The 20,731-nt window shown below is 52.7% G+C and carries 20 protein-coding genes; 11 read left to right on the top strand and 9 right to left on the bottom strand.

What is annotated here, in order from left to right; genetic code table 11:
- Nucleotides 1-39 precede the first annotated feature (39 nt).
- Entirely contained in the window at nt 40-612 is a 573-nt protein-coding gene (gene ppiA, locus KXD89_RS01770) for a peptidylprolyl isomerase A (RefSeq protein ID WP_000477225.1), read from the bottom strand.
- A 270-nt stretch (nt 613-882) separates the two neighbouring features.
- On the opposite strand from ppiA, the gene tsgA reads away from it, so the two are divergent.
- From tsgA to frlR, 11 genes are all read left to right on the top strand, one after another.
- Nucleotides 883-2,064, top strand: coding sequence for an MFS transporter TsgA (gene tsgA / locus KXD89_RS01765; protein WP_000185247.1), 1,182 nt, complete (start codon nt 883-885; stop codon nt 2,062-2,064).
- 261 nt (nt 2,065-2,325) lie between these two features.
- Nucleotides 2,326-4,869: an NADPH-nitrite reductase large subunit gene (nirB, locus tag KXD89_RS01760; RefSeq protein WP_000049208.1), complete on the top strand. Its 2,544-nt coding sequence runs from the start codon at nt 2,326-2,328 to the stop codon at nt 4,867-4,869.
- Nucleotides 4,866-5,192, top strand: coding sequence for a nitrite reductase small subunit NirD (gene nirD, locus KXD89_RS01755; RefSeq protein ID WP_000084764.1), 327 nt, complete (start codon nt 4,866-4,868; stop codon nt 5,190-5,192). The genes nirB and nirD overlap by 4 nt, the downstream gene beginning before the upstream one ends.
- Nucleotides 5,193-5,317: 125 nt before the next feature.
- Nucleotides 5,318-6,124, top strand: coding sequence for a nitrite transporter NirC (nirC, locus tag KXD89_RS01750; protein WP_000493556.1), 807 nt, complete (start codon nt 5,318-5,320; stop codon nt 6,122-6,124).
- An 18-nt stretch (nt 6,125-6,142) separates the two neighbouring features.
- Nucleotides 6,143-7,516, top strand: a complete 1,374-nt coding sequence (gene cysG / locus KXD89_RS01745; protein ID WP_000349855.1) for a siroheme synthase CysG — start codon at nt 6,143-6,145, stop codon at nt 7,514-7,516.
- A gap of 246 nt (nt 7,517-7,762) precedes the next feature.
- Nucleotides 7,763-7,930 (top strand): YhfL family protein, encoded by a 168-nt coding sequence (locus tag KXD89_RS01740; protein WP_001031834.1) that lies wholly within the window; start codon nt 7,763-7,765, stop codon nt 7,928-7,930.
- Nucleotides 7,931-8,224: 294 nt separating this feature from the next.
- On the top strand, nt 8,225-9,562 hold the full coding sequence (gene frlA, locus KXD89_RS01735; RefSeq protein ID WP_000535505.1) for a fructoselysine/psicoselysine transporter: 1,338 nt from the start codon (nt 8,225-8,227) through the stop codon (nt 9,560-9,562).
- A gap of 20 nt (nt 9,563-9,582) precedes the next feature.
- On the top strand, nt 9,583-10,605 hold the full coding sequence (frlB, locus tag KXD89_RS01730; RefSeq protein ID WP_001295163.1) for a fructoselysine 6-phosphate deglycase: 1,023 nt from the start codon (nt 9,583-9,585) through the stop codon (nt 10,603-10,605).
- 49 nt (nt 10,606-10,654) lie between these two features.
- A complete protein-coding gene (gene frlC / locus KXD89_RS01725) occupies nt 10,655-11,485 on the top strand; it encodes a fructoselysine 3-epimerase (RefSeq protein WP_000847837.1) in 831 nt (276 codons plus the stop codon).
- Complete coding sequence (frlD, locus tag KXD89_RS01720) at nt 11,482-12,267, top strand: fructoselysine 6-kinase (protein ID WP_000853353.1); 786 nt, start codon at nt 11,482-11,484, stop codon at nt 12,265-12,267. Before frlC ends, frlD begins: the two co-directional genes overlap by 4 nt.
- 99 nt (nt 12,268-12,366) lie before the next feature.
- A complete protein-coding gene (gene frlR / locus KXD89_RS01715) occupies nt 12,367-13,098 on the top strand; it encodes a DNA-binding transcriptional regulator FrlR (protein WP_001276847.1) in 732 nt (243 codons plus the stop codon).
- A gap of 151 nt (nt 13,099-13,249) precedes the next feature.
- Here frlR and KXD89_RS01710 read toward each other — a convergent pair whose 3' ends face one another.
- The 8 genes from KXD89_RS01710 to yhfZ all read right to left on the bottom strand — a co-directional run bounded on the left by KXD89_RS01710 (nt 13,250) and on the right by yhfZ (nt 20,659).
- The gene (locus KXD89_RS01710) at nt 13,250-14,335 is read right to left on the bottom strand and encodes an aminotransferase class I/II-fold pyridoxal phosphate-dependent enzyme (protein WP_000847144.1); all 1,086 of its coding nucleotides are present in this window, start codon (nt 14,333-14,335) and stop codon (nt 13,250-13,252) included.
- 11 nt (nt 14,336-14,346) lie between these two features.
- The gene (locus KXD89_RS01705) at nt 14,347-15,651 is read right to left on the bottom strand and encodes a YhfT family protein (RefSeq protein ID WP_000366857.1); all 1,305 of its coding nucleotides are present in this window, start codon (nt 15,649-15,651) and stop codon (nt 14,347-14,349) included.
- 11 nt (nt 15,652-15,662) lie between these two features.
- Nucleotides 15,663-16,016 (bottom strand): DUF2620 domain-containing protein, encoded by a 354-nt coding sequence (locus KXD89_RS01700; RefSeq protein ID WP_000719728.1) that lies wholly within the window; start codon nt 16,014-16,016, stop codon nt 15,663-15,665.
- Between the two features lie 10 nt (nt 16,017-16,026).
- Complete coding sequence (locus KXD89_RS01695) at nt 16,027-16,905, bottom strand: phosphotriesterase-related protein (protein WP_000007010.1); 879 nt, start codon at nt 16,903-16,905, stop codon at nt 16,027-16,029.
- On the bottom strand, nt 16,902-18,128 hold the full coding sequence (locus tag KXD89_RS01690; RefSeq protein WP_000090644.1) for a phosphopentomutase: 1,227 nt from the start codon (nt 18,126-18,128) through the stop codon (nt 16,902-16,904). The genes KXD89_RS01695 and KXD89_RS01690 overlap by 4 nt, the downstream gene beginning before the upstream one ends.
- A complete protein-coding gene (locus tag KXD89_RS01685) occupies nt 18,128-19,291 on the bottom strand; it encodes a YhfX family PLP-dependent enzyme (protein WP_000497334.1) in 1,164 nt (387 codons plus the stop codon). The genes KXD89_RS01690 and KXD89_RS01685 overlap by 1 nt, the downstream gene beginning before the upstream one ends.
- Nucleotides 19,292-19,374: 83 nt before the next feature.
- Nucleotides 19,375-19,737, bottom strand: a complete 363-nt coding sequence (locus tag KXD89_RS01680; RefSeq protein ID WP_001295165.1) for a PRD domain protein — start codon at nt 19,735-19,737, stop codon at nt 19,375-19,377.
- Nucleotides 19,738-19,753: 16 nt separating this feature from the next.
- Entirely contained in the window at nt 19,754-20,659 is a 906-nt protein-coding gene (gene yhfZ, locus KXD89_RS01675; RefSeq protein WP_001254790.1) for a GntR family transcriptional regulator YhfZ, read from the bottom strand.
- Nucleotides 20,660-20,731: the final 72 nt, after the last annotated feature.

Here is a 20,731-nt window from a genome sequence, read left to right as displayed (position 1 = left end):
GAGCAGAAGCGCGGGCAAGATTGCCCGCGCGAGAAATCATTACGGCAGGACTTTAGCGGAAAGGATAACTACCGGTTTTGACGGCACATTCTGGTACGGACCAACGTCATGAGTCGGCACCTGGGAAATCTTATCGGCAACGTCCATGCCTTTCACCACTTTACCAAATACCGCGTAACCGAAATCACGCTGACCATGGTCAAGGAAGGCGTTATCGGCAACGTTGATAAAGAACTGGCTGGTGGCGCTGTCTTTGTCAGCGGTACGTGCCATCGCGATGGTGCCACGCGTGTTGCGCAGGCCGTTATCGGCTTCATTTTTGATTGGCGGGTTTGGTTTTTTCTGCTGCATCTGCTCGGTGAAACCGCCGCCCTGAATCATAAAGCCAGGAATGACGCGGTGAAAGGTAGTGTTGTTATAAAAACCGCTGTTCACATAATCGACAAAGTTTTGCACAGACACTGGCGCTTTTTGTTTATCCAGCTCCAGTTCGATGTTACCAGCTGAGGTTGTCAACAATACGTGCGGGTCCCCTTTCGCTGCCATTGCTGCGGGAGAAAGAGCAGAAAGAGCGAAAACAGCAGCCATCGCCGCCAGGGTCGATTTGAACATGAGATTTCCTTAACAAACAGAGCAGAAAAAAAGCAAGTGAAGAGATTCTAAATAGCCTTCAAGAACAAGGCCATCCCTTTACCTAATTTTACGTATCTGAAATATATGTAACCTGACGATCACTTTTTATTCCGTGATCAAAATCACCTCTTAAAATGCAATTTAGCAACCGATTGCAATAAAACATTTAAACAGATCACAAAATCACCTAAAATCGCCCGCTCGCGGCATATCCCGCTATGCCATTTTATTTTTGAACGCAGGCCAATCATGACTAACAGCAATCGCATCAAGCTCACATGGATTAGCTTTCTCTCCTACGCACTGACTGGTGCGTTGGTTATTGTCACCGGGATGGTGATGGGAAATATCGCCGATTATTTCAATCTGCCTGTTTCCAGTATGAGTAATACCTTCACCTTCCTCAACGCCGGCATTTTAATCTCTATCTTCCTCAACGCCTGGCTGATGGAAATCGTCCCGTTGAAAACGCAGTTACGTTTTGGCTTTCTCCTGATGGTGCTGGCGGTTGCCGGTTTGATGTTCAGCCACAGCCTGGCGCTGTTCTCGGCGGCGATGTTCATTCTCGGGGTGGTCAGCGGCATCACCATGTCGATTGGTACATTCCTGGTAACACAAATGTATGAAGGGCGTCAGCGCGGTTCCCGCCTGTTATTTACCGACTCCTTCTTCAGTATGGCTGGGATGATTTTCCCAATGATCGCCGCGTTTCTACTGGCGCGCAGCATTGAGTGGTACTGGGTTTATGCCTGCATCGGGCTGGTGTATGTCGCTATTTTTATTCTGACCTTCGGCTGTGAGTTCCCGGCGCTGGGCAAACATGCGCCAAAAACGGATGCTCCGGTAGAGAAAGAAAAGTGGGGGATCGGCGTACTGTTTCTCTCTGTTGCGGCGTTGTGCTACATCCTCGGTCAGTTAGGTTTTATCTCCTGGGTGCCTGAGTATGCCAAAGGCCTGGGCATGAGCCTGAACGACGCGGGCACGCTGGTGAGTAACTTCTGGATGTCATACATGGTCGGCATGTGGGCGTTCAGCTTTATTCTTCGCTTCTTTGATTTGCAACGCATTCTGACCGTACTGGCTGGTCTGGCTGCGATTCTGATGTACGTCTTTAACACCGGAACACCAGCACATATGGCGTGGTCAATTCTCGCTCTGGGCTTCTTCTCCAGCGCGATCTATACCACCATCATCACCCTGGGTTCACAGCAGACCAAAGTACCGTCGCCAAAACTGGTTAACTTTGTCCTGACCTGCGGAACCATCGGTACTATGTTGACCTTTGTGGTTACCGGCCCGATCGTTGAACATAGCGGTCCGCAGGCGGCACTGCTTACAGCAAACGGTCTGTACGCTGTCGTCTTTGTGATGTGCTTCCTGTTAGGTTTCGTCAGCCGTCACCGTCAGCATAACACCCTGACCTCTCATTAATTGCTCATGCCGGACGGCACTATCGTCGTCCGGCCTTTTCCTCTCTTCCCCCGCTACGTGCATCTATTTCTATAAACCCGCTCATTTTGTCTATTTTTTGCACAAACATGAAATATCAGACAATTCCGTGACTTAAGAAAATTTATACAAATCAGCAATATACCCATTAAGGAGTATATAAAGGTGAATTTGATTTACATCAATAAGCGGGGTTGCTGAATCGTTAAGGTAGGCGGTAATAGAAAAGAAATCGAGGCAAAAATGAGCAAAGTCAGACTCGCAATTATCGGTAACGGTATGGTCGGCCATCGCTTTATCGAAGATCTTCTTGATAAATCTGATGCGGCCAACTTTGATATTACCGTTTTCTGTGAAGAACCGCGCATCGCTTATGACCGCGTACACCTCTCGTCTTACTTCTCTCACCACACCGCCGAAGAGCTGTCGCTGGTGCGCGAAGGCTTCTACGAGAAACACGGCATCAAAGTTCTGGTCGGCGAACGCGCTATCACCATCAACCGTCAGGAGAAGGTGATTCACTCCAGCGCCGGACGTACCGTTTTTTATGACAAGCTGATCATGGCAACCGGTTCCTACCCGTGGATCCCGCCAATCAAAGGTTCTGATACTCAGGACTGCTTTGTCTATCGCACTATTGAAGACCTCAACGCCATTGAATCCTGCGCCCGTCGCAGCAAACGCGGTGCCGTTGTTGGTGGCGGCCTGTTAGGTCTGGAAGCCGCAGGCGCGCTGAAAAACTTAGGTATTGAAACCCACGTTATCGAATTTGCCCCTATGCTGATGGCAGAACAGCTTGATCAGATGGGCGGCGAGCAGCTGCGTCGCAAAATCGAAAGTATGGGCGTGCGCGTTCACACCAGCAAAAACACCCTTGAGATTGTGCAGGAAGGTGTTGAAGCGCGTAAAACCATGCGTTTTGCCGACGGCAGCGAACTGGAAGTCGACTTTATCGTCTTCTCTACCGGTATCCGTCCGCGCGATAAGCTGGCAACCCAGTGTGGTCTGGACGTTGCTCCGCGTGGGGGTATTGTCATTAATGATTCCTGCCAGACTTCCGATCCGGATATCTACGCCATCGGTGAATGCGCAAGCTGGAACAACCGTGTATTTGGTCTGGTAGCACCTGGCTACAAAATGGCGCAGGTCGCCGTTGACCATATTCTCGGTAGCGAAAACGCCTTTGAAGGTGCTGACCTTAGCGCCAAGCTGAAACTGCTGGGCGTAGACGTAGGCGGTATTGGTGATGCGCACGGTCGCACGCCTGGCGCACGTAGCTACGTTTACCTCGACGAAAGTAAAGAGATCTACAAACGCCTGATTGTCAGCGAAGACAACAAAACCCTGCTCGGTGCGGTACTGGTGGGCGATACCAGCGACTACGGTAACCTGCTGCAACTGGTGCTGAACGCTATCGAACTGCCGGAAAACCCGGATTCCCTGATCCTGCCAGCACACTCGGGTAGCGGCAAGCCGTCTATCGGTGTTGATAAACTGCCGGACAGCGCGCAAATCTGCTCCTGCTTCGACGTCACCAAAGGTGATCTGATTGCTGCCATCAACAAAGGCTGCCACACAGTTGCGGCGCTGAAAGCTGAAACCAAAGCGGGTACTGGCTGCGGTGGCTGTATCCCGCTGGTCACTCAGGTACTGAACGCGGAACTGGCGAAACAGGGCATCGAAGTTAACAACAACCTGTGCGAACACTTTGCTTATTCGCGTCAGGAACTGTTCCATTTGATCCGCGTTGAAGGCATTAAAACCTTCGAAGAACTGCTGGCGAAACACGGCAAAGGCTACGGTTGTGAAGTTTGTAAACCAACCGTCGGTTCGCTGCTGGCCTCCTGCTGGAACGAATACATTCTGAAGCCGGAACATACTCCGCTGCAGGATTCTAACGACAACTTCCTCGCTAACATCCAGAAAGACGGCACCTACTCGGTGATCCCGCGTTCTCCGGGCGGTGAAATCACCCCGGAAGGGCTGATGGCGGTAGGTCGTATCGCGCGTGAATTTAATCTCTACACCAAGATCACTGGCTCCCAGCGTCTGGCGATGTTTGGCGCACAGAAAGACGATCTGCCGGAGATCTGGCGTCAGCTGATTGAAGCCGGCTTCGAAACCGGTCATGCCTATGCGAAAGCACTGCGTATGGCGAAAACCTGCGTGGGTAGCACCTGGTGCCGCTACGGCGTTGGCGACAGCGTCGGCCTCGGCGTGGAACTGGAAAACCGCTACAAAGGCATCCGTACGCCGCACAAAATGAAGTTCGGTGTCTCCGGCTGTACCCGTGAATGTTCAGAAGCTCAGGGTAAAGACGTGGGTATTATCGCCACTGAAAAAGGCTGGAACCTGTATGTTTGCGGTAACGGCGGCATGAAACCGCGTCATGCGGATCTGCTGGCGGCGGATATCGATCGCGAAACGCTGATCAAATATCTCGACCGCTTCATGATGTTCTACATCCGTACTGCCGACAAACTGACGCGTACCGCACCGTGGTTAGAAAACCTCGAAGGCGGCATCGATTACCTGAAAGCAGTGATCATTGACGACAAACTGGGGCTGAACGCACATCTGGAAGAAGAGATGGCGCGCCTGCGTGAAGCGGTACTGTGTGAGTGGACTGAAACGGTCAATACGCCGTCTGCGCAGACTCGCTTCAAACACTTCATCAACAGCGACAAGCGTGACCCGAACGTGCAGATGGTGCCAGAGCGCGAACAGCACCGTCCGGCAACGCCGTATGAACGTATCCCAGTAACTCTGGTGGAGGACAACGCATGAGCCAGTGGAAAGACATCTGCAAAATCGATGACATCCTGCCTGAAACCGGCGTCTGCGCGCTGTTAGGTGACGAGCAGGTCGCGATTTTCCGCCCGTATCACAGCGATCAGGTGTTTGCGATCAGCAACATCGACCCGTTCTTCGAGTCCAGCGTGCTGTCACGCGGACTGATTGCGGAACACCAGGGCGAGCTGTGGGTCGCCAGCCCGCTGAAAAAACAGCGTTTTCGCTTAAGCGACGGCTTGTGCATGGAAGACGAACAGTTTTCCGTCAAACATTACGAAGCGCGAGTGAAAGACGGCGTGGTGCAGCTGCGCGGTTAATGTTTTAACGGGAGGCGCAATGCCTCCCCTTTTTGCATGGTCCTGTAATAATCTTCGGTATATTGCAGGACATTTTTTAAACTTTTTGTTTTATTTTTTGTTTTTATTTTTTAAAGGATAATCAAATGTTTACAGACACTATTAATAAGTGTGCGGCTAACGCTGCGCGCATTGCACGCCTGTCGGCAAATAACCCGCTCGGCTTTTGGGTCAGCTCCGCCATGGCGGGCGCGTATGTGGGTCTTGGGATCATCCTGATTTTCACGCTCGGTAATTTGCTCGATCCATCCGTACGCCCTTTGGTGATGGGCGCGACCTTTGGTATCGCCTTAACGCTGGTGATTATCGCCGGTTCTGAACTGTTCACCGGACACACCATGTTCCTCACCTTTGGGGTAAAAGCGGGCAGCATCAGCCACGGGCAAATGTGGGCAATCCTGCCGCAAACCTGGCTGGGTAACCTGGTCGGTTCCGTCTTCGTTGCCATGCTCTATAGCTGGGGCGGCGGTAGCCTGCTGCCGGTAGATACCAGCATCGTTCACTCCGTCGCGCTGGCTAAAACCACTGCACCGGCAATGGTACTCTTCTTCAAAGGTGCATTGTGTAACTGGCTGGTTTGCCTGGCAATCTGGATGGCGCTGCGCACTGAAGGGGCGGCGAAATTTATCGCTATCTGGTGGTGTCTGCTGGCATTTATCGCGTCCGGCTACGAGCACTCTATCGCTAACATGACGCTGTTCGCGCTCTCCTGGTTCGGCAACCACAGCGAAGCCTACACGCTGGCGGGTATTGGTCATAACCTGCTGTGGGTGACGCTGGGTAATACTTTATCAGGTGCCGTATTCATGGGATTGGGTTATTGGTATGCTACGCCGAAAGCGAATCGTCCGGTTGCGGACAAATTTAATCAAACTGAAACGGCTGCCGGTTAATTACTAAGGGGTTTTTACGTGGATCATTTGCCTATATTTTGCCAATTACGCGATCGCGACTGTCTGATTGTCGGCGGTGGTGATGTCGCGGAACGCAAAGCAAGGTTGCTGTTAGACGCAGGCGCTCGCTTAACGGTGAATGCATTAGCGTTTATTCCACAGTTCACCGCATGGGCAGATGCAGGCATGTTAACCCTCGTCGAAGGGCCATTTGATGAAAGCCTTCTCGACACCTGCTGGCTGGCGATTGCAGCGACGGATGATGACGCGCTTAACCAGCGCGTCAGCGAAGCCGCTGAAGCTCGTCGCATCTTCTGTAACGTGGTCGATGCGCCGAAAGCCGCCAGCTTTATTATGCCGTCGATTATTGACCGCTCACCGCTCATGGTAGCGGTCTCCTCTGGCGGCACCTCTCCGGTTCTGGCACGCCTGTTGCGCGAAAAACTTGAATCACTGCTGCCGTTACATCTGGGCCAGGTAGCGAAATACGCCGGGCAATTACGCGGGCGAGTGAAACAACAGTTCGCCACGATGGGTGAGCGTCGCCGTTTCTGGGAGAAATTGTTCGTTAACGACCGCCTGGCGCAGTCGCTGGCAAACAACGATCAGAAAGCCATTACTGAAACGACCGAACAGTTAATCAACGAACCGCTCGACCATCGCGGTGAAGTGGTGCTGGTTGGTGCAGGTCCGGGCGATGCCGGGCTGCTGACACTGAAAGGACTGCAACAAATTCAGCAGGCAGATGTGGTGGTCTACGACCGTCTGGTTTCTGACGATATTATGAATCTGGTACGCCGCGATGCGGACCGTGTTTTCGTCGGCAAACGCGCGGGATACCACTGCGTACCCCAGGAAGAGATTAACCAGATCCTGCTGCGGGAAGCGCAAAAAGGCAAACGCGTGGTGCGGCTGAAAGGTGGCGATCCGTTTATTTTTGGCCGTGGTGGCGAAGAGCTGGAAACACTGTGCAACGCGGGTATTCCGTTCTCGGTGGTTCCGGGTATTACCGCAGCTTCTGGTTGCTCTGCCTATTCGGGTATTCCACTCACGCATCGCGATTATGCCCAGAGCGTACGCTTAATTACCGGACACTTAAAAACCGGTGGCGAGCTGGACTGGGAAAACCTGGCGGCAGAAAAACAGACGCTGGTGTTCTATATGGGGTTGAATCAGGCCGCGACTATTCAGCAAAAGCTGATTGAACACGGAATGCCAGGCGAAATGCCGGTGGCAATTGTCGAAAACGGTACGGCAGTCACGCAGCGCGTGATTGACGGTACGCTCACACAGCTGGGAGAACTGGCGCAGCAAATGAACAGTCCATCGCTAATTATTATTGGTCGGGTTGTTGGCCTGCGCGATAAACTGAACTGGTTCTCCAACCATTAATTTAACCCGGGCCAGAGAATTCTGGCCTTCTTAATGACTCTTTTTATATATTCAGCAAATAAAACATAGCCCCTTAATAAATATTATCTGCTAATGGGTTATATTCACCGTTACAGCGACTTACAAAATTAAGTCATTCGCTCACTGACGCCAATTAAATATTCCTGTATCGTTCTTAACGAGCAGTCTGCTTATATTCATATAATCAATGAATATTAATTAATATATAATACATAGGGAATGTAAATGAACAAATTTATTAAAGTTGCACTGGTAGGTGCAGTACTGGCTACGTTAACTGCATGTACTGGTCATATTGAAAACCGTGATAAGAACTGCTCTTACGACTACCTGCTGCACCCGGCAATTTCTATTTCTAAAATCATTGGCGGTTGCGGTCCTACTGCACAGTAAGTCTCTGACAGAAATCGGCTAACACCGGTTTAATTGCCCGACGCCCTCTGGATTTTCCGAGGGCGTATTTGTTTCTATGTCCTTCTTGCCCCCGCCCGTAAAAATATTTTCACTTTAAATTCAATTTGATAACTACATCCATTAGCCACAGCGCGATCCTGTGCGAAATTTTGTGATCTTCCTCCACATTACATAACATCATATGTTGTTATATTCATCATGCATTGTCATGTTACCTTTTAAATGACTGCAAACTCTCCCCTACAACGTATTGGACAAGAAAAAGGTATCGCTATGGGAAGCCAGGAACTCCAACGCAAGCTCGGATTTTGGGCCGTTCTTGCAATCGCCGTCGGGACAACCGTCGGCTCCGGTATTTTTGTATCTGTGGGTGAAGTGGCAAAAGCAGCGGGCACGCCGTGGCTTACGGTGCTCGCGTTTGTCATTGGCGGGTTAATTGTGATCCCGCAAATGTGCGTCTATGCGGAACTATCCACCGCTTATCCGGAAAATGGCGCAGATTATGTTTATCTGAAAAATGCCGGAAGCCGACCGCTGGCTTTCCTCTCCGGCTGGGCCAGCTTCTGGGCCAACGATGCGCCGTCATTGTCGATTATGGCGCTGGCGATTGTCAGCAATCTTGGCTTTTTAACGCCTATCGATCCGTTGCTCGGTAAATTTATCGCCGCCGGATTAATTATCGCCTTTATGTTGCTACACCTGCGCTCCGTTGAAGGCGGCGCAGCGTTTCAGACGCTAATTACCATCGCCAAAATTATCCCGTTCACTATCGTCATTGGCCTTGGGATCTTCTGGTTTAAAGCGGAGAATTTTGCCGCCCCTACCACCACTGCGATTGGCGCAACGGGCAGCTTTATGGCGCTGCTGGCGGGGATCTCTGCCACCAGTTGGTCGTATACCGGCATGGCCTCTATCTGTTATATGACCGGCGAAATTAAAAACCCCGGAAAAACCATGCCACGAGCGCTGATTGGTTCCTGTCTGCTGGTTCTGGTGCTCTACACCCTGCTGGCGCTGGTGATTTCCGGCCTGATGCCCTTCGACAAACTCGCCAATTCTGAAACGCCGATTTCCGACGCCCTGACCTGGATCCCCGCACTCGGCAGCACCGCTGGGATCTTTGTTGCCATCACGGCGATGATCGTCATTCTTGGTTCGCTTTCCAGCTGCGTGATGTACCAGCCGCGGCTGGAATACGCGATGGCGAAAGACAACCTGTTCTTTAAATGCTTCGGCCATGTGCATCCGAAATACAACACGCCGGATGTCTCCATCATCCTGCAAGGGGCGCTGGGGATCTTCTTCATCTTCGTTTCCGATCTCACCAGCCTGCTGGGTTATTTCACCCTGGTGATGTGTTTCAAAAATACCCTCACCTTCGGCTCCATCATCTGGTGTCGTAAACGCGACGATTACAAACCGCTGTGGCGTACTCCGGCTTTCGGGCTGATGACCACCCTCGCCATTGCGTCAAGCCTCATTCTGGTCGCCTCAACCTTTGTCTGGGCACCGATTCCCGGCCTTATCTGCGCCGTCATCGTTATTGCTACTGGTCTGCCTGCTTACGCCTTCTGGGCGAAGCGTAGCCGCCAGCTCAACGCTTTGTCGTAATGTTATCTGGAGAAAATAAAATGTTGGATATTGATAAAAGCACCGTGGACTTTCTGGTCACCGAAAATATGGTTCAGGAAGTGGAAAAAGTTCTCAGCCATGACGTTCCGCTGGTGCACGCCATCGTGGAAGAGATGGTGAAGCGCGACATTGATCGTATTTATTTCGTTGCCTGCGGATCGCCACTCAACGCGGCGCAAACGGCGAAACATCTGGCGGATCGCTTTTCCGATCTTCAGGTCTACGCCATTTCCGGCTGGGAGTTCTGCGATAACACCCCGTATCGCCTCGACGATCGTTGCGCAGTAATTGGCGTTTCTGACTACGGTAAAACCGAAGAGGTAATCAAAGCGCTGGAGCTGGGCCGGGCCTGCGGCGCACTCACTGCGGCGTTCACCAAACGCGCGGATAGCCCGATTACCTCGGCGGCGGAATTTAGCATTGATTATCAGGCCGACTGTATCTGGGAAATTCACCTGCTGCTCTGCTACAGCGTGGTGCTGGAGATGATCACCCGCCTCGCGCCGAACGCGGAAATCGGCAAGATCAAAAACGATCTCAAGCAGTTGCCGAATGCGCTCGGTCATCTGGTACGCACCTGGGAAGAAAAAGGCCGCCAGCTTGGTGAACTGGCCAGCCAGTGGCCGATGATTTATACCGTTGCTGCGGGTCCGCTGCGTCCGCTGGGTTACAAAGAAGGCATTGTAACGCTGATGGAATTTACCTGGACGCACGGCTGCGTGATTGAGAGCGGAGAGTTCCGCCATGGCCCGCTGGAGATTGTCGAACCGGGCGTTCCGTTCCTGTTCCTGCTCGGCAATGATGAAAGTCGCCACACCACCGAACGCGCCATTAACTTTGTTAAACAGCGTACTGACAACGTGATCGTCATCGATTACGCCGAAATTTCGCAAGGGCTGCACCCGTGGCTGGCACCGTTCCTGATGTTCGTGCCAATGGAGTGGCTCTGCTACTACCTGTCTATTTACAAAGATCACAACCCGGATGAACGCCGCTATTACGGTGGTCTGGTGGAATATTAATCCCTCTCCCGGCCCGGCAACGGGCCGGATTTACGCAAGGAGTTACCCGATGAAAACAGGTATGTTTACCTGCGGCCACCAGCGGCTGCCTATTGAACACGCATTTCGTGATGCAAGCGAGCTGGGTTACGACGGCATCGAAATTTGGGGCGGTCGCCCGCACGCGTTCGCGCCGGACTTAAAAGCGGGCGGCATCAAACAAATCAAGGCGCTGGCGCAGACGTATCAGATGCCGATTATCGGCTATACGCCAGAAACCAACGGCTATCCGTATAACATGATGCTGGGCGATGAACATATGCGTCGCGAAAGCCTCGACATGATCAAGCTGGCGATGGATATGGCAAAAGAGATGAACGCGGGTTATACGCTGATTTCCGCGGCCCACGCGGGCTATCTCACGCCACCTAATGTTATCTGGGGACGGCTGGCAGAGAACCTAAGCGAACTGTGTGAGTACGCGGAAAACATCGGCATGGATCTAATCCTCGAACCGTTAACGCCGTATGAATCGAACGTCGTGTGTAATGCTAATGATGTGCTTCATGCGCTGGCGCTGGTGCCTTCGCCGCGCCTGTTCAGCATGGTCGACATTTGCGCGCCGTATGTCCAGGCGGAACCGGTGATGAGTTATTTCGACAAACTGGGCGATAAATTACGTCATCTGCATATTGTCGACAGCGACGGGGCCAGCGACACGCATTACATTCCTGGAGAAGGCAAAATGCCGCTGCGGGAACTGATGCGCGATATTATTGAGCGGGGCTATGAGGGTTACTGTACGGTGGAGCTGGTGACGATGTATATGAACGAGCCCAGACTCTATGCCCGCCAGGCGCTGGAACGCTTTCGCGCGCTGCTGCCGGAGGATGAGAGATGAAAACCCTGGCGACAATCGGCGATAACTGCGTCGATATCTACCCGCAACTGAATAAAGCGTTTTCTGGCGGTAATGCGGTCAATGTGGCGGTGTACTGCACTCGCTACGGCATACAGCCGGGATGCATTACCTGGGTGGGTGACGATGACTACGGCACAAAGCTGAAGCAGGATCTCGCCCGCATGGGCGTCGATATCAGCCATGTCCATACGAAACACGGCGTTACCGCACAAACTCAGGTGGAACTGCACGACAATGATCGCGTTTTTGGCGACTACACCGAAGGCGTGATGGCCGACTTTGCCCTGAGTGAAGAGGATTACGCCTGGCTGGCGCAGTATGACATTGTGCACGCGGCAATCTGGGGACATGCGGAAGACGCATTCCCACAGCTGCACGCTGCGGGCAAACTTACCGCTTTCGACTTCTCCGACAAGTGGGACAGCCCGCTCTGGCAGACACTGGTGCCGCATCTCGATTTTGCCTTTGCCTCCGCACCGCAAGAAGACGAAACGCTGCGTCTGAAGATGAAAGCGATTGTTGCCCGTGGCGCAGGAACAGTGATTGTCACGCTGGGTGAAAACGGCAGCATTGCCTGGGATGGCGCGCAGTTCTGGCGTCAGGCTCCTGAACCGGTGACGGTTATCGACACCATGGGTGCCGGAGATTCGTTCATTGCCGGATTCCTTTGCGGCTGGTCTGCGGGGATGACATTACCGCAGGCGATAGCGCAGGGAACGGCGTGCGCGGCGAAAACCATTCAGTACCACGGTGCCTGGTAGGTATAACGTTGGCGTGAGCATCTTCACGCCAACGTGCTGTTACTTGCCGGAAAACGACCCTATAATCCGAGTAATTCATTCTTTATTTCAGGGTCGATTATGTCAGCTACGGACCGCTACTCTCATCAACTCCTCTACGCTACCGTCCGCCAGCGACTGCTGGATGATATCGCGCAGGGGGTTTACCAGGCCGGGCAACAGATCCCTACCGAAAACGAGCTTTGTACACAATATAACGTCAGCCGCATTACCATTCGCAAAGCCATCAGCGACTTAGTGGCAGACGGCGTACTGATCCGCTGGCAGGGAAAAGGCACCTTTGTACAAAGCCAGAAAGTTGAAAACGCCCTGCTTACTGTCAGTGGTTTTACCGATTTTGGCGTCTCACAAGGCAAGGCGACGAAAGAGAAAGTGATCGAACAGGAACGGGTCAGCGCCGCGCCGTTTTGCGAAAAGCTGAACATCCCCGGAAACAGCGAAGTGTTCCATCTCTGCCGGGTGATGTATCTCGATAAAGAGCCGCTGTTTATTGATAGTTCATGGATCCCGCTGTCGCGTTATCCTGACTTTGATGAGATTTACGTCGAAGGAAGCTCCACCTATCAGTTATTTCAGGAGCGTTTTGACACGCGAGTGGTCAGCGACAAAAAGACCATCGATATCTTTGCCGCCACCCGCCCGCAGGCAAAATGGCTGAAATGCGAACTGGGCGAACCGTTGTTTCGCATCAGCAAAATCGCCTTTGATCAGAATGACAAACCGGTGCACGTCTCCGAACTCTTCTGCCGCGCCAATCGCATCACCTTAACTATTGATAATAAAAGACATTAACCGTAGGCCGGATAAGATGCGCCAGCATCGCATCCGGCGATGCTGGCGCGTTGAATTTTACATCCCGTACGTTCCCCTCACCCTAACCCTCTCCCCAAAGGGGCGAGGGGACCGTTCAGTACGGAATTTAGCTTGACGGTGCTATCCAGCATTAAATACTGGCAATACTCTCACGCAAAATCCGCAGCACCGTCTCTTCACCGCTGCGATTCGGGTTAATGCGAATCGCACAATGTTCTGATTGTGGATTCGCCTGGCGAAACGTTCCGGAAAGGCGATAAAAGAGCGGCGGGATTTCATATTTCGACTCTGCACCCACCGGGTAAGGCAAGGCACCGCGCTTTTGCGCCTCTTCCAGCACTCTGGCGGCAATCGGCTGATGAAACTCGACAATCAACACCTTCGACTGCGCATTAGCAATCACCGCGCTTTTCACTTCCGGCACCGCACCACCGTTAAGCAAAGCCAGCAACCGTTCAGATACCCCTGCCTGCACCGCGTGCATCACTGGCGCAAACACCAGACCACGCAATACTTCCAGCGCCTGTGCGCCCTGGATCTGGCTACCGCCGGAGTAAAGCGTGGCGCGAATACGGTTGATAACATCAGCATCGCCGACCACTGCACCAACACCCTCTGGCCCAAATAGCTTGAAGCAGGAAAATGTCGAGACATTCGCGCCGCATTCACAGCCGATTCGAGCCACCTTCATCACCGCATAGTTGTCATCGGTTAACGCTGGAACACCTGCCGCGCGCAACGTTGCCAGCACATCTGCCAGCACGTAGCTGTCCTGCGGCTGCTGGCGCGTATGCTGCACCAGCGCCGCATCCGGTTGTTGCTCGTCGACGACCTGCTTCAGTGCCGACAGGTCATTGAAATCAACAGTAATAAGCGTCAGCCCCATCTGCTCAATAATAACCCGTGTCGTCGGGTAAACAGGCGCGTCATGCACCAGAAGACGCTGCCCCGGTTTGAGCAAAGCCGCCAGCCCGGCGCGAATCGCGCCAGTCCCCGCGCCCTGCACCAGCGCCGCAGCCTGTGCGTGAAATGCATCAGCCAGCACCTGTTCCACACGCTGGGTAACGCGCGGTTGATTCAGTCCTGGCGTTAAGCCTAAATCACCGCCAGTAAGAAACTCGCTGCCGGGGAAATGGCGACAAATGCTATCCACCAGCGCAAACTGCTTTTGCTGCGCCTCAATAATCGTCAGGCTTTGCAGAGGAAACGTCTTCATAGGTGCCTTCCTTAAGCCGGAACGAACAGGCCAAGCCAGTAAAGAACATTCAGCAGAATACCGGTGATCATTACTGCCACGACCGGTGCCGCCATTTTCTGTACCGGACGGCCCAGGGATTCGTTGAGGAAGTAAATGGCAACCGCGATAGAGAATCCGGTATAACCCGCCATCTTAATTGCTGCGAAAATCGAACCGACCAGCAGCGCCACTTCCATCAGCATATTCATGGCGTTACGGATGTTATCCGACGCATTACGCACCGACGGGTAGCGTCCCAGCCATTTGCCGATCGAACGAAGCAGCAAGACTTCCGCCGAAATAACCACTGCGCCTAATACCGCTGCAACCATCGGATTCGGCGAGAGATAGTCCACCGCATAAACAAAGGTAAAGCCCGCAACTGCATACACACCCGTTGCTAACGCGGTGGTGGCAATCAACGGCACAAACCCCAGTCCGCGCATAAATTCTGCCAGAGCCGCCTGATTAATCAGCGTTTGCGATTGTTCCGGCGTTACGCCTGCGGAATATGCTTTCTCCAGTGTGAAGATCGACACTTCACTGCCAGCAAAAATCTTCATGCTGGCAACGGCGGCAATCAATGCTCCCACGATGGCGATATAGGGTAAGTTTTTGATAATCCGTGACGTGCGTTCTTCAAACACCGAAAGCCCGCTGGCATCAATGTCATTTTCATCACGATGACGCAGGTCGTGAGTTATCGCGATCCCCAGCAGCATCACCATGCCAATAAAGATTTCGATGGATTCAGGGTTAAGATGTGGGAAATAGCGCACGACTACCACACGGGTCATCAGTACCACCACGGCGGCGATCAGACTTTGCTTCCAGCCAAACTGGTAGAAAATCGCCACCAGCGGGAACAGTGCAAAAGCTGAAACCACCGGCGAGCTTAATTCCCCCAGGCTACCTAATACATCCACCGGCAGCGCGGTCAGCAGCTGGTTTACTGGCAACAGGCAAGTAAGGATCAACACGCCCCAGATAGCGCCAAGACCAAACGCCATCAGGCTGTTTATCGCCAGGACGCCGAGGATATCGGTAGGAAGAAAGAGTAACCATGCGTTGAGCAGCCCGGTTTTCAGGGTAAAAGAGATCCCCACCGAGGCCACAAAACCAATGCTCAGACCAAAAGCGATACTCCCCGCCTCGCGACGGTTCATATAGCCTTCAATCAGTTGCGGCAGGATCGGGCGGATGCCGTCATGAAAAACAGCCGCCGAGCGATGCGCCAGAAGCGATGTCATACCCGTCAGGCACGCCACCACGATAATCTGAATATACAGATCCATAGTCGTGCCTTTTATTTCAGATGGTTAATCAGCATCGGAATCGCGTGTTCGACGTGCTCAACGGAAAGGCCAAACGCCACTTTTCCTTCAGCGATCATTTTGGCGATATGCTCGTCTTTCGCTTTAATGCCTGGTTTGGCAATGGTGCAACTTTTGTTATAGCCTATCACCGCGATGGCAATCGACAATGCCGCGCCCGCACCGGTATTACACGCGCCGATGTAATAATCCAGTTGCCCGGATTTCACCTTCATTGCCGCTTCCATGTCGTTGTGAATGAAAACTTCAAAACAGCCAGGAGCCGTCGCTTCAATAGTTTTTTTAATCTGCTCACGCTGTAAGCCTGCAACGCCAATCTTTTTCATGAGTCTGTCCTTATTGGAAAAATTGAGAGGGATTTTCACGTAACATCACATCCACATCGGCCTGACTGAATCCTGACTGGCGCAATTGCGGAATAAAGGTGGTTAGTAAATAGTCATAGCCATAACCACCGTTGGCTTTTAAATGGGAGCGGCGCGTAATATCCATCGACAGCATGACGCGGTTCAGCAACCCACGGTCGCGTAGCGCATGAAGCATCGCAATACGCTTTTCGTCCGGGTAGTAACTGTTCTTGCCGATGGTGTCGAACTGCACGTACGCGCCGAGATCGATCATCTTCAAAATGTTGTCGAGGTTGTCTTTCAGATCGCAGTGACCAACGGTGACGCGCGAAAGATCAACCCCGTGGGCTTGTAGCAACGCCAGTTGCTCCAGCCCCATCGTGCTGAACGACGTATGCGTGGAGATCGGGCGTCCGGTCTGGTTATGCGCCAGCGCAGCGGCAATAAATACCTTCTCTTCCAGCGGCGTAATCTTTCCTTCGCTGGTGCCGATCTCCGCGATGATCCCGGCTTTCAGCTCCGTGCCATCGATACCCTGTTCAATTTCATCGACCATCTCCTGCGCCAGTTCCTGCACGCTGCGGGTCGCCACATGTTCCGGGAAAAACGCGTCCTGGTAATAACCGGTACAGGCCACCACGTTGATCCCCGTCTCGCGCATTACATCAAGCATAAATTGCGCATTGCGCCCCATGTAACGGTTGGTCATCTCAATCACATTACGCACGCCCCGGGTCATCAGGTCGTTCATCTCCTGGCAAATGAACGCATACTGATCAAGGCGGCAGTCCACGTTGTTTTTAAAGCCGGAGAGATCAATATGCAGATGCTCATGGGCGAGGGTGTAACCCGTCGGATCAAAACTCATAGGGTGTCTCCTGCAAACCGGAGGGAGGAAAGAAAAGAGCGACCATTTTGTGGCGGTGGCGCGCGGAAAAATTCACACACGGTAGCCCCCACATCAGAAAGCGTGGTGCGCACACCGAGCTGCGTAGCGATCATCCCTTGCTGATAAACCAGCACTGGCACCACTTCGCGGGTATGGTGGCTGTGACCAATGGTCGGATCGTTGCCGTGATCCGCCATCACGACCAGGCAATCATCTGGCTGCATCGCCTCAACAAGCCGGGCAAGGTTACGGTCAACGACCTGCAAACGTTCGGCATAACGTGCGACGTCTTCTGCATGACCAGCGAGGTCGGTTTCCTGAATGTTGGTGCAAATAAACGCCGTCGGATGGGTGTTAAATTCGTTGAGGGTGATATCCATAATCCGCTGGCTATCCACCAGATTTTGCCAGCTCACGCCATAAGGATTGTTGACGATATCTGCCACCTTACCCACCAGCACGGTTGGCACGCCTGCTTCATACAGTTTTTGTGGCACCTGCACTTTTTCATCGACGCCATAGCCCATATGCACGACCTGGAAACCGTTGTCATAAGCGCCAGAACGCGGCGCATTGATACCAATAAAGCGCCCTTCTTTGCTTTCTGCGGCATCGAGAATGCGTTGACTGTCGGTTAACAGGCCACCAAATGTAATGACCCGACCGACCTGTACCTGCTCACGCACGATACGACCAATTTTGATTGCGTCGTCAAAAGAGATCACAGAGAGATTGGCGGTAATGTTATAGACCTGGCCTAAATCCGCCTCGAGATTATCGCCAATCGCAACCGCCTGATTGACCCACAGAAATTGCAGATCATCGCCACGGCGCTCCACCTGCCAGCCAGCGGAAACTAATGCCTGCTCAACACGGTCAATCACATCGCGAAAAGGCATCCGCAGCGGCGGTAACGGGCGCGTGCCTAAAATTTCCTGATGCCCCATAAAGGTATCGCCACCTTCATGTTGCAGCTCTGCCACGCCCCAGGTTGCGGAATCTGACGGCTGCATATCGCCTGGCGCATAACCCAATGCGTTGATTAGCCCCAGCGTCTCCAGCGTTGGTAGCTGCAAATGCGGCAACTGGCTCAGGATGTGACCACATGTATTCGCTCCCGCATCTTGCGGACGCACCAGCGTGACATCTTTCATTGCCCCTACGCCAAAGCTATCAATCACTAACACCACAAATCGCGCCATTACGCCCCCAGAGAGTTTCCAAGACTGTCATAACGACCGACGATTTCCGGTTCGCCACGATGAATACCGGACACCAGCACCACATCGCTACGGGTGACAAAAATCTGCGTGCGAAAACAGAGCACCACTGCACTGCTTACCGGAAACTCGCCTGCCAGCGGCAGGGTGTAGTCGATACTGCTGTCATCCACAGTTTTGAGATTGGTTTCAGTAATCTTTTGATTTTCTGGCGTAAACACCAACGCATGTTGCGCATGACCACGACGATAGTAACCGCCGCCGTAGCAGTAGCTGTCGCCACGGAAATGATGGGAGATTTCACTTAACCAGAGCATCGCGATACGTTCAGGCTGATCGCCCTGCTGGTTTGCCGGAATAGTGCCCGTCAGCGCATGACCGGGTTCGGCATGAGTCACACCGTATTGCGCCAGTAATGGCAGCGAAGTGCAGCTGGTCGCTGAAGGCGCGTTCAGTTGCTCAAGTGCAATACCAGATTTCGCCAGTTGATCCCGTGCCTGTATCAGCGTGTGAAGATTCGGTGTCGGCAAAACTTTTCCGACAGCCTCATCCCAAAGCAGGCAAGGGAAATGGGTAAGTCCGGCTAAATGCAGCCCTGGCAGATTCTGGATTTCGGCGACAATCTCCGGCAACACCTTGAGGGCAAAACCGCTCTCCTGGCCCGGATAAAGAAAATCATCGTCGCTATAAACTTTAAGCAGCACAGACTGGATTCGCCCGGCCTTCACCGCCGCCGCAGAAACTTCCCGCGCTTTGTCGAGAGTAAACACGGTGATGACGTCGGTGCCCTGTTCAACGGCGTCAGCAACCTGATGACAAGGGATTTGTACCAGATGCCCCTGATGCGCCACAGGCAAACCAGCGCGGCGCATGACTCGCGCCTCTTTGTAATCCACCGCCACAATGCCGCTGTAGCCTAATGCCAGCAATTTTTCCGCCAGCCACGGATTACGACCAAACTGCTTGGTCATCAGATACAGTTCAATGCCGTAAAGCCGCGCCGTCTCAATCAGCCGCTTACCGTTTTCCAGTATCTGATCCACGTCGATCACCCAGCTGTCCGGGGCGATCTTGCCCTGCTGCCACAGGCTTAGTGCGGCGGAAATCAGCGCCGGGTTCTGGCGTTTCAATGCTTCTACAAACATCTTGTTGCCTCGTTTCTGTTCCTTGAATTAAATATTCATTTTTTTGAATATTTAGGTTGTGCGACGTGGATTTGTCGGGAGCTTCAAACCTCTTCGTTAGCAGCCATCCATAATCCATAAAGGTTGGCCAGCAAATAGCCTTCTTCACACGGGTTAACTTCCAGTGCGAATTCCTTCAACAACACCTGATGCAATTGCACAACGGCTTGCCAGTGGCTGGATTGCGCCAGTTCTGCCAGCAACTCGTTATCCAGCGGCTCTATTTCTTCACCACGGCGACTGCGCATCAGTGCACTCGCCATATGTGTCATCGCCATCGTTCCTTGCTCACTGCGCACCGGCAGATGGCACTCTGTTTCCAGTACGTTGACGACCTGCATCATGCCTTTGCAGATGTCCTTATCAATAACGCCTGCCTCGCAAAGCAGGTTGAGTCTGGTTTCCATATCAGATGCCTTTCGTTTAATAACTCGGTTCCTGTTCCCCACTCACTACCCGTTGTTGATGGGCGAGCAGGGCGTGTTTATCTACAACGGCACGCAGCAGTTGTTGCATTGGGTAATCATCGACTCGCGTCAGGACCACGGCTTCGGTGGCCTGTAAAAATCGCGGATCGTCTGTGAGCGGCGTCGCCTCTAATCCCAGCATGGTCAGTTCGTTTTCCGCCACCACGTTCCAGATCACCGCATCGACATCGCCTTTAACAATGCGTTGTAAACTCTCGTGATAAGAGAGATCGACTCGTTCCACATCACTACCGCCAAAAAAAACATCGGTCATGATTTTCTGATCCGCCGAACGGTTATCCAGCCCCACGCGCTTCACGTTTGCGGACTCGCCTTTACGGCAAATCAACTGGTGCTCGCCAACGTAGGTGTGCGGCCCCAACTCCAGCGCGAGGCATAAGCCTTTTTGCGTGAGATAACTTTCCGCCGCTAGTCGCGAAACCACCGCCATGTCATACACGCCATTAAGCAGACACTCCACGCGAATATCCGCGCCACGCATGTGCGCATAGTAAAAAGGAATGCCATCAAACTGGGCTTTCAATCCGCTCGCCAGGCCTTCGTACAAACGGGTATAGGGCAAGGGCATTGCACATACCACGTTGTTGATATCCACATGAGTCAGCAATGCTTTGTTATCCATCTCGACCAGATAACTGCCATTGCGCCCACGGCGTTCAATCCGTATCGCTCCGCTTGATTCCAGCGTTTTCAACGCGGCCTGCGTCAGGCCAACGGATGAACGGCATTCATTTGCCAGCTCATCTATGGTTTTCAATCGATTACCGCACTTTTCACCCAACAAATAACGGGCCAGCGTCGTGATGACGACGCCTTCTTTTTTGATAAACGTTCGACGCATAATAAATTTTCAGTAAATTGAATATTTATATCTTCAGGAATTTGAAGATAAGGCGCAACAGCGAGATGTGGA

The sequence above is a fragment of the Escherichia sp. TC-EC600-tetX4 genome (genome assembly GCF_019356055.1).
In the GTDB taxonomy this organism is placed as follows: Bacteria; Pseudomonadota; Gammaproteobacteria; order Enterobacterales; family Enterobacteriaceae.
This window is presented reverse-complemented; position numbering and strand designations above follow the sequence as displayed.

Coding starts and splice junctions, on each gene's coding strand:
- ppiA (WP_000477225.1), bottom strand. CDS start 612: ATGTTCAAATCGACCCTGGCGGCGATGGCTGCTGTTTTCGCTCTTTCT.
- frlA (WP_000535505.1), top strand. CDS start 8,225: ATGGGAAGCCAGGAACTCCAACGCAAGCTCGGATTTTGGGCCGTTCTT.
- frlR (WP_001276847.1), top strand. CDS start 12,367: ATGTCAGCTACGGACCGCTACTCTCATCAACTCCTCTACGCTACCGTC.
- nirB (WP_000049208.1), top strand. CDS start 2,326: ATGAGCAAAGTCAGACTCGCAATTATCGGTAACGGTATGGTCGGCCAT.
- KXD89_RS01685 (WP_000497334.1), bottom strand. CDS start 19,291: ATGTTTGTAGAAGCATTGAAACGCCAGAACCCGGCGCTGATTTCCGCC.
- KXD89_RS01710 (WP_000847144.1), bottom strand. CDS start 14,335: ATGAAGACGTTTCCTCTGCAAAGCCTGACGATTATTGAGGCGCAGCAA.
- frlB (WP_001295163.1), top strand. CDS start 9,583: ATGTTGGATATTGATAAAAGCACCGTGGACTTTCTGGTCACCGAAAAT.
- KXD89_RS01740 (WP_001031834.1), top strand. CDS start 7,763: ATGAACAAATTTATTAAAGTTGCACTGGTAGGTGCAGTACTGGCTACG.
- nirC (WP_000493556.1), top strand. CDS start 5,318: ATGTTTACAGACACTATTAATAAGTGTGCGGCTAACGCTGCGCGCATT.
- KXD89_RS01695 (WP_000007010.1), bottom strand. CDS start 16,905: ATGAGTTTTGATCCGACGGGTTACACCCTCGCCCATGAGCATCTGCAT.
- frlD (WP_000853353.1), top strand. CDS start 11,482: ATGAAAACCCTGGCGACAATCGGCGATAACTGCGTCGATATCTACCCG.
- nirD (WP_000084764.1), top strand. CDS start 4,866: ATGAGCCAGTGGAAAGACATCTGCAAAATCGATGACATCCTGCCTGAA.
- KXD89_RS01700 (WP_000719728.1), bottom strand. CDS start 16,016: ATGAAAAAGATTGGCGTTGCAGGCTTACAGCGTGAGCAGATTAAAAAA.
- KXD89_RS01705 (WP_000366857.1), bottom strand. CDS start 15,651: ATGGATCTGTATATTCAGATTATCGTGGTGGCGTGCCTGACGGGTATG.
- KXD89_RS01680 (WP_001295165.1), bottom strand. CDS start 19,737: ATGGAAACCAGACTCAACCTGCTTTGCGAGGCAGGCGTTATTGATAAG.
- frlC (WP_000847837.1), top strand. CDS start 10,655: ATGAAAACAGGTATGTTTACCTGCGGCCACCAGCGGCTGCCTATTGAA.
- tsgA (WP_000185247.1), top strand. CDS start 883: ATGACTAACAGCAATCGCATCAAGCTCACATGGATTAGCTTTCTCTCC.
- KXD89_RS01690 (WP_000090644.1), bottom strand. CDS start 18,128: ATGGCGCGATTTGTGGTGTTAGTGATTGATAGCTTTGGCGTAGGGGCA.
- yhfZ (WP_001254790.1), bottom strand. CDS start 20,659: ATGCGTCGAACGTTTATCAAAAAAGAAGGCGTCGTCATCACGACGCTG.